The sequence below is a fragment of the Bacillus tianshenii genome, from assembly GCA_020524525.2.
GTDB lineage: Bacteria > Bacillota > Bacilli > Bacillales > Bacillaceae_N > Bacillus_AV.
This window is the reverse complement of record CP129018.1, coordinates 1,106,991-1,123,829: the sequence shown is the minus strand read 5'-3', so window position 1 is coordinate 1,123,829 and position 16,839 is coordinate 1,106,991. Positions and strand designations below refer to the sequence as shown.

At 40.9% G+C, this 16,839-nt stretch carries 14 protein-coding genes; all 14 read right to left on the bottom strand.

What is annotated here, in order from left to right; genetic code table 11:
- Positions 1-87: 87 nt before the first annotated feature.
- Positions 88-4,398, bottom strand: a complete 4,311-nt coding sequence (locus tag LC040_05570; protein ID WLR52374.1) for a PolC-type DNA polymerase III — start codon at positions 4,396-4,398, stop codon at positions 88-90.
- 78 nt (positions 4,399-4,476) lie between these two features.
- Positions 4,477-6,183: a proline--tRNA ligase gene (locus LC040_05565; protein ID WLR52373.1), complete on the bottom strand. Its 1,707-nt coding sequence runs from the start codon at positions 6,181-6,183 to the stop codon at positions 4,477-4,479.
- Between the two features lie 74 nt (positions 6,184-6,257).
- Positions 6,258-7,517, bottom strand: coding sequence for an RIP metalloprotease RseP (gene rseP / locus LC040_05560; GenBank protein ID WLR52372.1), 1,260 nt, complete (start codon positions 7,515-7,517; stop codon positions 6,258-6,260).
- A gap of 93 nt (positions 7,518-7,610) precedes the next feature.
- A complete protein-coding gene (gene dxr / locus LC040_05555) occupies positions 7,611-8,762 on the bottom strand; it encodes a 1-deoxy-D-xylulose-5-phosphate reductoisomerase (GenBank protein WLR53203.1) in 1,152 nt (383 codons plus the stop codon).
- A 37-nt stretch (positions 8,763-8,799) separates the two neighbouring features.
- Positions 8,800-9,588 (bottom strand): phosphatidate cytidylyltransferase, encoded by a 789-nt coding sequence (locus LC040_05550; GenBank protein ID WLR52371.1) that lies wholly within the window; start codon positions 9,586-9,588, stop codon positions 8,800-8,802.
- A 22-nt stretch (positions 9,589-9,610) separates the two neighbouring features.
- Positions 9,611-10,387: an isoprenyl transferase gene (locus tag LC040_05545; protein WLR52370.1), complete on the bottom strand. Its 777-nt coding sequence runs from the start codon at positions 10,385-10,387 to the stop codon at positions 9,611-9,613.
- Positions 10,388-10,515: 128 nt separating this feature from the next.
- Positions 10,516-11,073, bottom strand: a complete 558-nt coding sequence (frr, locus tag LC040_05540) for a ribosome recycling factor (protein WLR52369.1) — start codon at positions 11,071-11,073, stop codon at positions 10,516-10,518.
- A gap of 3 nt (positions 11,074-11,076) precedes the next feature.
- Entirely contained in the window at positions 11,077-11,799 is a 723-nt protein-coding gene (pyrH, locus tag LC040_05535) for a UMP kinase (protein WLR52368.1), read from the bottom strand.
- A 61-nt stretch (positions 11,800-11,860) separates the two neighbouring features.
- Positions 11,861-12,745, bottom strand: coding sequence for a translation elongation factor Ts (gene tsf / locus LC040_05530; protein WLR52367.1), 885 nt, complete (start codon positions 12,743-12,745; stop codon positions 11,861-11,863).
- Positions 12,746-12,853: 108 nt separating this feature from the next.
- A complete protein-coding gene (gene rpsB / locus LC040_05525; GenBank protein ID WLR52366.1) occupies positions 12,854-13,555 on the bottom strand; it encodes a 30S ribosomal protein S2 in 702 nt (233 codons plus the stop codon).
- A gap of 160 nt (positions 13,556-13,715) precedes the next feature.
- Positions 13,716-14,252, bottom strand: a complete 537-nt coding sequence (locus tag LC040_05520) for a coupling factor for flagellin transcription and translation (protein ID WLR52365.1) — start codon at positions 14,250-14,252, stop codon at positions 13,716-13,718.
- Positions 14,253-14,255: 3 nt separating this feature from the next.
- A complete protein-coding gene (locus tag LC040_05515; protein ID WLR52364.1) occupies positions 14,256-14,570 on the bottom strand; it encodes a hypothetical protein in 315 nt (104 codons plus the stop codon).
- Between the two features lie 37 nt (positions 14,571-14,607).
- Positions 14,608-15,993 (bottom strand): FapA family protein, encoded by a 1,386-nt coding sequence (locus tag LC040_05510; GenBank protein ID WLR52363.1) that lies wholly within the window; start codon positions 15,991-15,993, stop codon positions 14,608-14,610.
- 45 nt (positions 15,994-16,038) lie between these two features.
- Positions 16,039-16,812 carry a FliA/WhiG family RNA polymerase sigma factor gene (locus tag LC040_05505; protein WLR52362.1) on the bottom strand — a complete coding sequence of 258 codons (774 nt, stop codon included), beginning with the start codon at positions 16,810-16,812 and terminating at the stop codon, positions 16,039-16,041.
- Positions 16,813-16,839 lie beyond the last annotated feature (27 nt).

Sequence of the window (16,839 nt, the reverse complement as noted above, 5' to 3'; positions counted from 1 at the left end):
CAGCCGCTATCACTAGTATTACCAATAAGAATATAGCATAGACAGATATTGTTTGCAAGCGACGGACCTTTTTTCAACCGTGACAGCCTAGAACAAGGAGAGCTGATTAGCATCTGGCATCCCTTCTAGACAGCCATGGTCATCAAGATACTCAAGCACTGTTTTCGAGACCTTACTTCGCTGTTGAAGATCTTCTTTAGAAAGGAATTCTCCTTCTTCACGTGCTTTCACAATATTCAAAGCCGCGTTTGTACCTAATCCAGGAATCGAGTTAAATGGTGGAATCAAGCTGTCACCTTCAACAATAAACTCTGACGCACTTGATTTATACAAATCAACCTTGCCAAACGAAAAACCACGCTCACACATTTCAAGGGAAAGCTCAAGCACGGTCAGTAAGCTTTTCTCTTTCGGTGAAGCATCCAGCCCTTTTGAATTAATATCATCAATCCGCGCCCGAATTGCATTAGAGCCACGCACCATCGTATCAATTTCAAAATCATCTGCACGTACCGTAAAGTAAGCTGCATAGTACAAGATTGGAAAATGGACTTTAAAATACGCAATCCTAACAGCCATTAACACATAAGCAGCAGCATGGGCTTTCGGGAACATGTACTTAATTTTCAAGCATGAATCAATATACCAGTCAGGTACACCATTCTTTTTCATTTCCTCAACCCATTCATCCTGCAAGCCGCGCCCTTTACGAACAAACTCCATAATTTTAAAGGCAAGTGATGGCTCCAGCCCTTTGTAAATCAAATAAACCATAATGTCATCACGACAACCGATTACATCCGCCAGCTCACACGTTCCGCTATAAATTAGCTCTTGAGCATTTCCAAGCCATACGTCAGTTCCGTGTGATAAGCCGGAAATCTGCACGAGCTCTGAGAACGTCGTCGGTTTCGTGTCTTCAAGCATCTGGCGTACAAAGCGTGTCCCAAACTCAGGTATACCGAGACTCCCCACCTTACAGTTAATCTGCTCTGGTGTGACACCAAGGGATTCTGTCCCGCTGAAGATTTTCATCACTTCTGCGTCATCTGTCGGAATGGTCTTCGGGTCAATCCCGCTTAGGTCTTGCAGCATCCTGATAACGGTCGGGTCATCGTGACCGAGAATATCAAGCTTCAATAAATTATCATGAATCGAATGGAAGTCAAAGTGTGTCGTTTTCCATTCTGATTTCTGGTCATCAGCTGGAAACTGGATTGGACAAAAATCAAAAATGTCCATGTAATCAGGCACAACGATAATGCCGCCTGGATGCTGTCCAGTCGTTCGTTTCACTCCTGTACAGCCTGACACTAACCGGTCAACCTCTGCTCCGCGGTATTGTAAGTCATGGTCGCTCATATATCCTTTTACAAAACCATAAGCTGTTTTATCAGCAACTGTACCAATGGTTCCTGCACGAAACACATTGTCTTCTCCAAACAATACTTTCGTATAATTATGAGCGCGCGGTTGATAATCACCTGAGAAGTTCAAGTCAATATCAGGAACTTTATCCCCTTTAAAACCAAGGAACGTCTCAAACGGAATATCATGCCCGTCTTTCTTATACTCTGTGCCACATTCAGGACAATCCTTATCAGGCAGGTCAAAGCCTGAACCGACAGACCCGTCATCGAAGAAATGTGAATGCTGACAGTTTGGACAAGCATAATGCGGCGGCAGTGGGTTCACTTCGGTTATCTCCATCATTGTCGCAACAAATGATGAGCCGACAGAGCCACGTGAACCTACCAAGTAGCCATCATCCAATGATTTCTTAACGATCTTCTGGGAAATCAAATAAATAACCGCAAACCCATGACCGATAATACTTTTCAGTTCCTTCTCCAACCGCTTTTCAACAAGTTCAGGCAATTCCTCACCATAGAGACTGCGAGCACGATTATAACTCATTTCCGTTATCTCTTCGTTCGCCCCTTCGATCTTCGGTGTATACAGCTCGTCTTTGATTGGCTTAATCTCATCAATCATGTCGGCAATTTTATTCGGGTTCGTCACAACGACTTCCTTTGCTTTCTCCTTGCCTAAGAATGATAAGCACTCAAGCATTTCATTTGTTGGCCGGAAATGAACTAGCGGCTGTGTTTGCTTATTAAGCCGGTTTGCCCCGCCTTGAGAGGCAATTAAAATTTTACGATAAATGAAGTCTTCCTTATTTAGATAGTGAACATTGCCGGTAGCGACAACAGGCTTGTCTAGCTTTTCACCAAGCTTAACGATATTTGAGAGAATGTCTAACAACTTTTCCTCATCATGCACAAGGTCTTTTTCAACCAAATGATAATAATTGCTTGGCGGCTGAATTTCAAGGTAGTCATAGAAATCAGCAATTTCCTCCACCTCTTCAGGTGCTTTCGTCATCATCGCTTCAAACACTTCACCTTGATCACAGCCTGAACCGACAAGAATGCCTTCCCGGTATTTCGTTAAGACTGAACGAGGAATCCGTGGCATTCGATAAAAATATTCCACATGTGAGAGTGAAACAAGTTTGAAAAGGTTTTTCAGTCCTTCTTGCGTCTGTGCGAGCAAAATGGCATGTGAAGGTCGGGAGCGGCGGTACGCTTTGCCTTCGCCCATATGATCATTAAATTGATTATGATTTGTAATATCTCGTTCAGTCGCATCTTTTAAGAGCTTCACAAGTAAGTATCCAGTTGCCTCCGCATCATAAATGGCACGGTGATGCTGAGTTAGTTCAATATCAAACTTCTTACACAACGTATTCAAACGATGGTTTTTCATATCTGGAAAAAGAAACCTTGCTAATTCTAACGTATCAATCACAGGGTTTTTCGCTTTCCCAATTCCAATCCGCTGATAACCGACATTTAAGAAGCCCATATCAAAGCTTGCATTATGTGCAACTAGCACATCGTTCCCAATCCATTCATGAAAGTCTTTCAAGACATCCCCAACCTCAGGTGCATTCTGCACCATATCATCGGTGATTCCTGTTAACTCAATTGTTGTCGCTGATAGACGATGATGCGGGTTTGCAAATGATTCAAAGCGGTCGATAATTTCGCCACCTTTCACCTTTACAGCTGCCAGCTCAATAATGGTGTCATAAACAGCTGATAACCCAGTCGTCTCAACGTCAAAAACAACATACGTTTCATCTTCAAGTACACGGTCTTGAGAATTATAAGCAATCGGGACGCCGTCATCAACAATATTCGCTTCTACGCCGTAAAGCATTTTTACACCATGTTTCTTAGCAGCGCCATATGCTTCAGGAAATGCCTGACATACATTATGATCAGTAACTGCAATTGCTTTATGACCCCATTTACCTGCCTGCTCGACTAAGCGTGACACTGATGTAACAGCATCCATTTGGCTCATTGGTGTATGCAAATGAAGCTCCACACGTTTTTCTTCAGCTGTATCCTTCGTTTCTTTCGGCGGAATTTCTTGAACATCTTTAGCAATCATGACAAGATCGCGTACAAAAGTATCATTCTGGACCCCACCGCGTACTTTCACCCACATGCCTTTTTTAACGGCTTGCAGCATTGGAACGTCCTCTTTATCGCGTGAAAACATTTTAATTAAAATGGAACTTGTATAATCAGTCACCTTAAATGTAAGCAGCGTTCTTCCGCTTCGAAGCTCACGTGTTTCTGCATCAAAGATATACCCTTGAACAGTGACACGGCGTTCTTCGTCGACAATCTCTTTAAGAGGGGTTGGCTCATCTTGGATTTTTAAGCCAATAGACAACGGACCACTTGGAATTCCAGCAGCCGCATCCGCTTCTTTTTGTGATTCCTTTTGTTCTTTTTCAGCAATAACCTCGACAACTTTTGTTCGTTCTTCTTCACTGCGTTTTTCGACAAATTGCTTATACTCTTCTTCTGAATGAACCACCGTCGTATCAACTTGTGTTAACGGCAAACCCATTTCATGAAAATGATGCATAAACGTTTGTTGAAATTTCCGCTTCACAGCCTCCGCTTCTGCTGCATGGCGTGTTTGAACGATTAATTTTTGCCCCTCAAGCTTAGGTTGCTGCCGTTTAAGCAGCGCTTCTAATGAAGGAGACAGTCCTTGCAAACGATCTAAAAATAACGGCCAATACCCTTGCACAAGCTCTTCTGTTAGTTCTGCCCCTTCACATTGCACAGAAAAGGATACTTCAGCAATATGCGAAAAGCTTTTTTGTAAGTGTGAAGCAAAGAGTTGATATACATTTGCAGGCGGTACAGCCGGAAATCGAATCGAAAAGTGCCATGATTTGTTCGACTTATCAATTGTCAGCTTTTCAATTGCCCCATGTTGAAAATGATCAGAGATGACCGTTTCAGGCATTTTCAATTGTTCTAGTAAAATTTGAAATCGTTCTTTTTGTTCGTGAGTGAGCTCACTCATTCCTTGTTAACTCCTTTCATAGAAGGATAGAGAAAGGCATCTCCTCAGAAGAAAGAAGATGCCTTTATTCTACAACATTTATGCTTGAAGAAGTTGTTCTTTTAATGTGTAAATTAAGTCAGAAACAGTCACTTCTTCTGTTTCACCTGTTTCCCGAGGCTTAAGCTCAACAATACCTTCTTCAGCCTTTTTCCCAACGGTAACACGCAAAGGAATGCCAAATAAATCGCTGTCTGCGAATTTCACACCTGGGCGCTCTTTTCGGTCATCGTAGAGAACTTCAAAGCCAGCTTCTTGAAGCTCTGCATATAGCTTGTCCGCTAACTCTTTCTGAGCAGCATTTTTGGCGTTGATCGGAATAAGATGTACATGGAACGGTGTCACACTGTTAGGCCATACGATGCCGTTCTCATCATTAAATTGTTCAACGATCGCTGCTAGTGTACGGGAAACCCCAATTCCGTAGCAGCCCATAATCATAGGCTGAGAGCGGCCGTTTTCATCAAGAATTTGTGCCCCCATCTTTTCACTGTAAACTGTGCCAAGCTTAAATACGTGACCGACTTCAATCCCTTTAGCAAATTTGATTGTACCTTCTCCATCTGGTGATGGGTCACCCTCTTCAATAAAACGCAAATCTGCATATTGTGAAGGAGTGAAATCACGCTCAGGGTTTACATTTACGAAGTGATAGCCGTCTTCATTTGCACCACAAGTGCCGTTTACAATCGTTTGTACTGCATAATCAGCAATAACTTCGATGTCCTCTGAAATACCAATAGGACCGAGTGAGCCGAAAGAAGCACCTAATAATTGCTTTGCATCTTCTTCTGTTGCCATTTCAACGTGTGAAGCTGATAATAAATTTTTCAACTTAATATCGTTTACTTCATGGTCGCCACGAGTAAGCACAAGGACGAAACGGTCATCCACTTTAAACAGCAAAGTTTTCATGCAAACTTCTTTTGCAACATTTAAGAACTGAGCAACAGCTTCAATTGTTTTGGAATCTGGTGTTGAAACTTTTTCAAGTTCTTTTACTGCTTCGTCGCTTTTTTCATACTTCGTCACAACCGGTGCCATTTCAATATTTGCTGCGTATGAAGAGGAGTCAGAATAAGCGATTGTATCTTCCCCTACTTCTGAAAGCACCATGAATTCATGGGTATCTTTTCCACCCATTGCACCTGAATCCGCGATAACAGCACGGAAGTTTAGGCCGCAGCGTTCAAAAATATTCGAATAAGCAGTGAACATTTTTTGATATGCTTCATCAAGAGATTCTTGTGTAGCATGGAAAGAATACGCATCTTTCATAATAAATTCACGTCCGCGAAGCAGGCCAAAACGAGGGCGCTGTTCATCACGATATTTCGTTTGAATTTGGTAAAGTGTAAGTGGTAAACGCTTATATGAGTTTACTTCATCACGCACAAGTGATGTAATCACTTCTTCATGTGTGGCGCCTAAAGCAAATTCACGGGCATGACGGTCTTTCAAACGCATTAGTTCAGGACCGAAGTTGTTCCAACGACCGCTTTCATGCCAAAGCTCTGCAGGCTGAAGAGCCGGCATAAGCATTTCATTGGCACCTGCTTTATTCATTTCATCACGTACAATTTCTTCAACCTTTTGAAGCACTCGTTTACCCATTGGAAGAAAGCTATAAATACCAGCAGCATTTTTGCGAATAAAGCCTGCTCGAATTAACAGCTGATGACTTTTAATCTCTGCATCTGCTGGTACATCCCTTAGCGTAGGGATTAGCATTTGACTTTGTCTCATATAACGCACCTCATTTTTTATCGTGTCACAACGAAACACCGTATGCATCCATGATGCACACGGTATTTGTTAAGCTATTTCAAGAAAAATGTTTGAATATCGTTCCATGTTACGACAATCATTAATAACATTAAGAGGGCAAAGCCGATAAAATGAACCATTCCCTCTTTTTGCGGGTCTATTGGCTTTCCACGCACTGCCTCAAGCGCAATGAAAGTTAAGCGGCCGCCATCCAAAGCAGGAAGTGGCAAGAGATTAAAGATCCCTAAGTTAATGCTTAACAGCGCTGTCCATTGCATGGCAATGAAAATACCATTTTCCACAGCTTTTCCTGTATACTCGTAAATCCCAACAGGTCCAGAAAGCTGGTCAAATGCAAGCTGTCCGGTTACAAGCTGTCCAAGCGCTGTGAAAATTTCCTTCGTCACCGTTGCGGTTTGTACGGCACCATGTTTCACTGAACCGAGAAATGACTTTTCGACTGGTGGATAGACACCAATAAGTCCAATTTTCTCTTCAGCAACTTGCTGTTCTTTAGGTGTGACAGTGACTGTTTGCTGTTCACCGCCACGCTCTACTGTTACGTCAATTGGCTCATTCGGGCTTTGCCGAACAATTGATACAATATCTTCCCATCCAGCTACTTTTTTGTCGTCAATTGAAAGGACTTTATCGCCTTGCTGTAGGCCGGCCTCCATTGCTGCTCCATCATCTGTTAATTTCCCAAGCTCTGGTGCATCTGTAGGGATACCTTGCATCAAAGCAATGAAGATAAACGTCACAAATGCAAGCGCAAAGTTCATTAACGGCCCTGCAAAGATTTGCATCGCACGTTGACCAATTGTTTTAGACGCAAACTGACGGTTATAAGGAGCAATTTGTGTTTCTTGTTCATCAGCAACAAGCATTGCCTTTTCATCGACAGCGAACGTTTGAAGCATATCACCGTCTTCTTCATAGCCCGTCACAACTAAATCATGGACAAAATCCGCATGTTCAACTTCAATTACTTTTGCATCTGGATATTTTGATTTATTGTTTATTATAATTTTTTCAACTTTGTTTGCTGCATTAAACAACAGGCCAACATGATATCCTGCTTTTACCTCCACTAATTCAGGGTCTTCCCCTGCTACACGGACAAAACCGCCTAAAGGAAGTAAACGAATGGTATAAACCGTTTCATTCCGCTTGAAAGAAAACACTTTCGGGCCAAAACCGATTGCAAATTCACGAGCAAGCATCCCAGCACGCTTTGCAAAAATTAAATGACCTAATTCATGAACGAAAACGAGTACACCAAAAATAACGATAAACGCAATAATTTGATTCAAGCTCTTTCCCACCTTTATCCCAAAACTAACCAAATTAAAGAGAATTTATTCTCTTATATAGAAAGTTTTACTATATGGGCATTTGTTTTTCCATTACTTTTGAACAAGCGAACGCACATATTGGCGCGTTTCTTTGTCAATTTCACTTATAACTTCAAGTGAAGGTTCTACAACAGTTTGATGTTTTGTCAGTGCTGATTCAATTAAATGTTCAATTTCTAAGAAATCAATCTGACCATCCAAAAACTGACCGACAGCTTCTTCATTTGCTGCATTCAGAACCGTTGTCATACTTCCGCCAATTTTGCCTGCTTCATAAGCGAAACGCAAGCATTGGTAGCGTGCGAAATCAGCTTTATCAAAATGTAATGTACCTATGTCCATTAAGTTTAACCTTTTTGCATGAGGAAGTTCAAGTCTTTCGGGATACGTAAGGGCATATTGAATTGGGACGCGCATATCTGGCTGTCCTAATTGAGCAATCACACTTGTGTCAGTGAATTCTACCATTGAATGAATAATACTTTCTTTATGAAGCAGAACATCAATTTGCTCATACGGCAAACCGAACAACCAATGAGCTTCAATCACCTCAAGCCCTTTATTCATCATTGTCGCAGAATCAATCGTAATCTTTGCTCCCATTGACCAATTCGGATGGTTTAACGCTTCCTCAACGGTAACACCTTCGAGCTCTTCGCGTTTTTTGTCACGGAAGCTACCACCAGAAGCCGTTAAGATTAATCTTGAGATGGCTTTTTTCGGCTCTCCATTTAAGCATTGAAAGATAGCCGAATGCTCACTATCAACTGGTAAAATATCAACGCCATATTGCTTCGCTTTCGCCATCACAAGATGACCAGCTGTTACAAGTGTTTCTTTATTTGCAAGCGCAATTGGCTTCCCTGCTTCAATGGCTGCAAGCGTTGGCTCAAGGCCGACACTTCCTAGTACAGCATTTACAAGAATATCAGCATCCGCAGCTGTTGCCACTTCTACTAATCCTTCTTCTCCGTAAAAGATTCGAATGTGTGAAGGAACCTCTGATTTCAAACGTTCAGCAGACTCCTTGTCTTTTACTGATACGAGTGCTGGCTTAAATTTATGTATCATTTCAAGCCCTTTTTCAATATTACTGCCAAAAGACATTGCCTCTAAATGAAATTCATTTGGGTGAGCTTCAATTACATCAAGTGTTTGCGTTCCTATTGATCCTGTTGCACCAAGCAAGCTGATTTTTTTTATCACGATTTGGTAACTCCTTTTCCCGCTTCTACTTCTTCTATATAAAATGTGTAAAATGCAGTATCGGCAAGACGAACAACAAGCTGTCGAAACGATCTAAAATGCCACCGTGTCCAGGTAAAATTGTACCTGAATCCTTTACAACATAGTGGCGCTTAAAAGCAGACTCTACTAAATCACCAATCTGACCTGTTACCGAAATTAAGATTGTAATCAGGATTACTACAAGCATGGAAGAGTGTAGCGGGTGAACAAGCTGAAAGATAACTGCCGTTAACAACGCGAACACGATACCACCAACAGAGCCTTCAATCGTCTTCTTTGGACTAATCAACGGCCAAAGCTTCCGCTTCCCCATTGACCGGCCGACAAAGTAAGCCCCCGTATCTGTCGCCCAAATTACAAACAATGCATAGAAAATATAATCTAACCCTGCCTGTCTCGTTTCAATAAAATAATAAAAGCCTACACCAATATAGACAACCGATAAGATGACAAAGCCAACATCATCAAAGGTGTATCGATTTTTACTTAACACAGTAATCGATAACAATACCATGATAACGACGAGTGCCATTTCAATCTTGGTCAGTGTCACATAGGGGCGGGCATATAGTACTTGGTCATTAATTAATAAAAGCCATAGAAAAATCATGCTGCTTACACCAGGTGATGAAAGAATCGAAATCCTCTTCATACGCAGCAATTCATATAAGGCAATACTCGCTAATAGATACACAGTCATTGTAAAAGGCATGCCGCCATAGATGACAACACTTAAAAATAGAATTCCTGCAACAAGTGCTGTGATTATTCGTTGCTTCATCTGCTTTCAACACCTTTTTTAATCATACGCCTCCGAAACGACGTCCTCTTTGTTGGTATGCACAAATCGCTTCGACAAAATGCTCTTCTTTAAAATCAGGCCATAAAACTTTTGTAAACCAAAATTCTGCATAAGCAAGCTGCCAAAGCATAAAATTGCTTAACCGAATCTCTCCACTCGTTCGAATCAATAAATCTGGATCAGGTAACTCACGCGTCATCAAGTACTGTTCAAACAGTTCTTCATTAATTTCCTCTTCTGTAATGACTCCTTCTTTTACCTGTCTAGCAAGTTGTTTTGAAGCTGATAAGATTTCGGTACGACTGCCATAGTTAAGGGCAAAGTTCAAGATAAGGCCATCATTATCTTTCGTTTGCTCAATCGCATTATCGACCGCCGTTAGCGTATATTCTGGAAGACCTGTTCGATCCCCTATCGTTCGTACTTGGACATTTAATTCAATTAATTCAGGTAAAAATGAGGTTAAAAATTTCTGAGGAAGTTTCATTAGGAACTCCACTTCCTTTGGCGGTCTTTTCCAATTTTCTGTTGAGAAAGCATAGAGACTTAACGCTTCAATTCCAAGCGTTGTCGCTAGACGAACCATTCGTCTTATTACATTCATGCCCTCATTATGACCAGCTACACGTGGTAAGCCTCTTTTTTTTGCCCAGCGGCCATTCCCGTCCATAATAATTGCAATGTGCTTAGGAACGTGTTCCAAATCAATATCTTCTTTGGAAAAAGAACCTTCGGCTGATTTGTCTGTTTTCTTATTTAACATGAACTTCTCAAGCATACAGCTTCCTCCAAAGCTTTTGTTGTGTCTTCCTGCCAAGCTGAATTGCCCGCTTCTATACGCAGGTGTAAAAAAACCCCCTTACGAGAGAGGGTCTTTTTACATATCTTATTGTAGCGTGAATTGAATTAGACTTCCATGATTTCTTTTTCTTTATCTTTTGTAATTTGATCAATTTCAGAAATATGTTTGTCTGTTTCTTTTTGAACAGAATCTGTATATCCACGCAGATCATCTTCTGTAATATCGCCATTTTTTTCTTTCTTTTTCAAGTCATCGTTTGCATCACGACGAATGTTACGAACGGCTACTTTTGCTTCTTCACCGTATTTGCGAACAAGCTTCACAAGATCAGCACGACGCTCTTCTGTTAAAGCAGGAATCGCAATACGAATGACATTACCATCATTTGATGGTGTTAAGCCTAATTCAGCCTTTTGAATTGCTTTTTCGATTTCACCAATTGAGCTTTTATCAAAAGGAGTCACAACAAGAAGACGAGCTTCTGGTGTTGAGATTGTTGCCAGCTGATTAAGAGGAGTCATTGCACCGTAGTACTCGACTTGCACTTTATCCAAAATAGCAGGGTTCGCACGTCCTGTACGCACAGTGCTAAGCTCACGGCGAAATGCTTGAATTGCTTTATCCATTTTATCAGATGAGTTTTTCAAAATACTTTCTGGCATCACTTATTTCCCCCTTATCTTCGTTCCAATGTCTTCGCCCATTACAGCACGCTTAATGTTTCCTTCTTCCATAATAGAGAAGACGATTAGCGGAATATCATTATCCATACATAGTGACGAAGCAGTTGAATCCATTACTGCTAAGCCTTCTTTCAATACATCAAGGTATGATAACGATGTATATTTTTTAGCTGTTTCATCCACTGTAGGATCTGCGCTATAAACGCCGTCCACTTTATTTTTCGCCATTAAAATCACATCTGCTTCAACTTCTGCAGCACGAAGCGCAGCTGTTGTATCTGTTGAGAAATATGGGTTCCCAGTTCCAGCAGCAAAGATAACGACACGTTTCTTCTCAAGATGACGGTTTGCTTTTCTTCTTATGTAAGGTTCTGCAACTTGGCGCATTTCAATTGACGTTTGCACACGTGTTTGAACACCAATGTTTTCAAGGCTATCTTGCAGCGCAAGTGAATTCATAACTGTTGCAAGCATGCCCATGTAGTCAGCTGTCGCACGGTCCATGCCCATTTCACTGCCAACTTTACCACGCCAAATGTTTCCACCACCAACTACGACTGCAACCTCTACATCTAATTCTGCAATTTCTTTCACTTGCTTTGCAATTGATTTAATGACACTTGGCTCAATTCCATAGCCTTGATCCCCTGCTAATGCTTCTCCACTTAATTTCAGTACGACGCGTTTATATTTTGCCTGACTCATGACTACCTCCAACAAGTTGGATTTTAAAATAGGGAACACACCGTGTCCCCTATTTGTAAGATTATTTTTTCACTTGGCTCATTACTTCTTCAGCAAAGTTATCTTCACGTTTCTCCATACCTTCGCCTACTTCATAGCGAACAAAGCCTTTAACAGTAGCACCTTTGCTCTCTACATACTTACCAACTTTTTGGTCTGGGTCTTTAACGAAAGATTGGTCAACTAGGCAGATTTCTTCGAAGAATTTGCCCATACGGCCTTCAACCATTTTTTCAACGATTTTTTCAGGCTTGCCTTCGTTAAGTGCTTGTTGCTTAAGTACTTCTTTTTCACGATCTGCTTCTTCTTGTGAAACTTGGTCACGAGAAACATAACGTGGGTTTACTGCTGCAACGTGCATTGCGATATCTTTTGCAAGATCTTCATCTGAAGTGTTTTCAAGCAATGTTAGAACGCCGATACGTCCACCCATGTGAAGATATGCACCAAATGCATCATTGTCGCCTTTTTCAGCAATTACGAAACGACGAAGAGAGATTTTTTCTCCAATTTTCGCGATAGCAGCTTTAATATATTCTTCAACTTTATCGCCTTCACCGTTTAGCTTCTGCTCCATTGCTTCTTCAACGTTTGCAGGACGTTGGCTTAGAATATGACCAGCAAGCTCTTTAATTAGGTTTTTGAAAGAATCATTTTTTGCTACGAAGTCTGTTTCAGAGTTAACCTCTACAATAACAGCTGTGTTACCGTCAACTTCGATATGTGCTAGACCTTCAGCTGCAATACGGTCAGCTTTTTTCGCTGCTTTCGCCATTCCTTTTTCACGAAGGAAGTCGATCGCTTTGTCCATATCACCATCAACTTCAGTTAGAGCTTTTTTACAATCCATCATGCCAGCGCCAGTTTTTTCACGTAGTTCTTTTACCATCTTTGCAGTAACAGCCATGCATATTTCCTCCTTTAAAGATGTATGTATTTGAGTAAGTTTTATCTTTTCTTAAAAAAAGGTGATAAAAGGTCCTCCCTCTTACCACCCTTTCATGTCATGACAAGTCTATTCAGCAGGTACTTCTTCGCCTTGTTTCGCTTCAAGAACAGCGTCAGCCATTTTTGAAGTTAGAAGACGTACCGCACGGATTGCATCATCGTTACCAGGGATAACGTGATCGATTTCATCCGGATCACAGTTTGTATCAACAATCGCAACGATTGGGATATTCAATTTGCGTGCTTCCGCAATCGCAATACGCTCTTTGCGTGGGTCAATGACGAACATAACATCAGGTACGCCATTCATATCTTTAATACCGCCAAGGAATTTCTCAAGGCGCTCAAGTTCTTTTTCAAGTCCTACAACTTCTTTTTTCGGAAGAACATCGAACGTACCATCTTCACGCATTCTCTCGATGTCTTTAAGGCGCTTAATACGCTTTTGAATTGTTTGGAAGTTTGTAAGTGTACCACCTAACCAACGTTGGTTTACATAGTACATACCTGCACGTTCTGCTTCTTCTTTCACAGAATCTTGTGCTTGTTTTTTTGTACCTACAAAAAGAACTTTACCGCCATCAGCAGCAACTTCTTTCACGTAGTTGAAAGCTTCTTCAACTTTCTTAACCGTTTTTTGTAGGTCGATAATGTAGATACCATTACGCTCCGTAAAGATGTAGCGTTTCATTTTTGGGTTCCAACGGCGTGTTTGGTGACCGAAATGAACGCCGGCTTCTAGCAATTGTTTCATTGAAATAACAGCCATGTTTTGTTTCCTCCTAATTGGTTTTTTATTCCTCCGCTCGTCTCATCTTAAAGTAAAACTGTACGTATTCGTACAGCACCAATACTTCAATCGACGAACGTGTGTATTCACACCAGAAGTAAATATATCACAAGCTGGTAAAGCGTGCAAGTACGTATACTCAATTTTCTCGTCGAAATTTTAATAAAAGCTCGATTTCTGTCTTTCCTTTGTTCAATTTTTGGGCGATTTCTTCTACAGTATGCCCTTGCTTTTCTAATTGTACGGCTTTTGATGTAAGGGATTGAACATAATGCTCATTTCCTTTTGAAAGAGGTACTGTATAATCTTCCTTTTTTTCAGAGGATTGTGTCGAACGGGGCTTCTCTGTTACTTTTTTATTTAAATCATAAACTCGAGAAACTGCTTTTGTCGAAGGCTTCAGTTGTGGTGAGCTAGGTCCAGCAGGTTTAGCTGGCTCACTTTGTGATGGAGCTTGTGTAGGTGTAACGCTTTTTTGACGAAGAGCCTGCAGCAGCTTCTCGTTTTCTTCTTTAATTTCTACCATATACGATGAAAAAACATCTTCAACTTCTTTTTGAAGCTCTTCCTGTTTGGAAACCGTATGCTTCATATTATTAAGACGCATGGAGAGTAAGATGATAATAAAAATCGTAATAAAATGCAGTAAAAAGCTAGCTGTTAATGCGAAAGCCATTGCTTATCCCTCTATATCAATTAAATTTCCTTTATACGGATGCTGTTGTTTGTCATCTTCCTGCTTGAGATGTGCTTTTCTTTTCTTTGATGTATTTCCGTTGTGTTGATTGGATTCTTCTTTTTCACCATTTAATTTATTTTTTTCAGACTGTTCATTCTTTCCTACTTGCTGGCGCTTTTTCTCTTGCTCTTTCAAGACACCTGCAGCTAGATGGTCTTGCGTATGTTGGCCTCGTTGCTGTAATTGTTCTTGAAGCTTTCCAACCTCTTGTGTACGTGGCAACGCTACTTGCATTTCAATTGCCTTCAAACTCATGTCATCACTTCCTTTTAGATATAACATGGTCAATAACTTAACTCAATGGCTCGAAACGAATCTCCTTATCTTTTAATTTAAATTTAACATTTTCATGCTTTGTTTTCACACTTTTCTGATATTTCCCGAAATGAAGTGTAACATTTGCATACATCGTCCCGCTTAATGCTAAATAAATTTGACTAAAATCCACTGAATGCTTTCTAAGCGTTTGGAGCGTTTCCTCTAGTACGGCTTTTTGCTCAAGCATTGATTCATATGTCTTCTTTTGGCGTTCAAGCAGCATTTTTTCTTTGTTGGTCAGCCCTGACTTCTTTCCTTTATGAATTAATTTACGAGCAACAACGGCTAACTTTTCAATTGTATCAGTCGTTTCTACTAATAAACTTTCTGCTTCTTTTTCTCGTACAAGCAATGTTTCATTTACACCGAGATATAAATCAGTTCGCGTGTTCATTCGATTCCCAATTTCGTTTGCTTGTATTGTTTTACCTGCAGAAATAGAGCCTCCAACAATATGTCCCTGCAGGCATACGATATCTTCTCCTGCTACACATTGACTATGAAAGATAGAACGATCCACAACAATACAATGAGCCGCATTTACTTTCGCTGAATTAATATAAGAAGCATGAACGTCAACGCCTGCAGTGATTTCTGCTCGGTTATTGCCGGCAACTCCTCCAGTAACAAGCACGGAGCCTTCTGCAATTAACTGCGCACCTTCGACGAGTCCATGGATTTTAATATCACCTTTTGCTTTTATCGTAAAACCAGTTGGTACATTTCCTCGAATGATGACATTCCCAACAAAATCGATATTCCCTGTTTTCAAATCTAAGTCGCCGCTCACTTCATAGAGTGGAAATACATTGACGATGCGCTCACCGAAGCTAACTTGGCCATCAATCGTTGAGTAAATGACTCCATTTCTCGTTTCAATGTTTTTTCCTGGCCGCATGCGGTATGGTCTGCCATTTTTCGCTGGGATCGTTTGACCATATACATTTACTCCATCTCGTCCTTCTGTTGGTGGCACGAGTACAGCGAGCTTTTCACCTGCTGAAACTGAAGGAATTTGAAGCACTTCTTTTAAGTTCAAGGCTTTAAGTGTACTCGTATCTTTTCTTTCCTTGTCTTGCGCGGCAATTTCACTTTGCAAATAGCCATCTTCCCCTGGCTCAGCCTGACGCCCCTTTGCGACCACAATTACATGGTCTCCTTCTGACTTACACCAATTTTTAAGTTCAGTTTCATCGATACCTGTTGTAACTTTTGATTCGGCGAGAAATCTTTTTATTTCATCAACAGGTGGAAACGTCTCATCTTCAGGCCATTTTTCAGTTAGACTTAGTGTAGCTTCCATTTTATCTGAACGAACTTTTAATTGAAGATATTGATGTAGATCTAAAACGTCATTCATCGTGATCCCCCCTTTTCTTAACTATATGGAAAAAGGAAAAAGCAACTAATTTGTCACAAGCTGCTGTAATGTCTTTTTCAACTTATACAATGCCTTCGAATGGATTTGTGAAATTCTAGATGTCGAAAGACCAAGCACTTGACCAATTTCAGTTAACGTTAATTCATCTTGATAAAACAAGCTTACAACTAATTGTTCTTTTTCGTTTAATCCTTTAATTTGTTCAACTAGTTCCTTATACAGCTCTTGTTTTAATAGTGAATCCTCTGGTGTCGTCGTTTGCTTATCCTTAATGGTATACCCTACCCCATCTTTTGTATCATCTGAATCCTTACTTTGGTCATCCATTGAAAGTACATTTGCAAAGAATCCTTCTGTTACAACAGACTCAACTTCACTTTCTTCCATCCCTAGTTCAGCCGCTACTTCTGCTGCCGTTGCATTACGCATCAGTTTCTGCTCTAACCGTTCTACGGTCGCTTCTACTTTTTTGTGCTTTTCACGAAGACTTCTTGGGAGCCAATCTTCTTTTCGTAAGCCATCCAAAATAGCACCGCGTACACGGAAAGAAGCATACGTGTCGAATTTTAAGTCTCTGGAATGATCAAACTTTTCAAGGGCATCATACAATCCCATTAATCCAAAACTCTTCAAATCTTCCTTATCGACATTTTTCGGCAGTCCTACTCCAATGCGTTGAACATGGTAGTTTACAAGCGGCATATACTGGCGAATAAGCGCATCTCCGGCGTGAGGGTCACGTTCCTCCAGCCACTTTGTCCATTGTGTTTGAAGTTCCTCTGTGGAAGCTTGCCGCATTGTTCTCCTCCTTCATCAACCAAACTA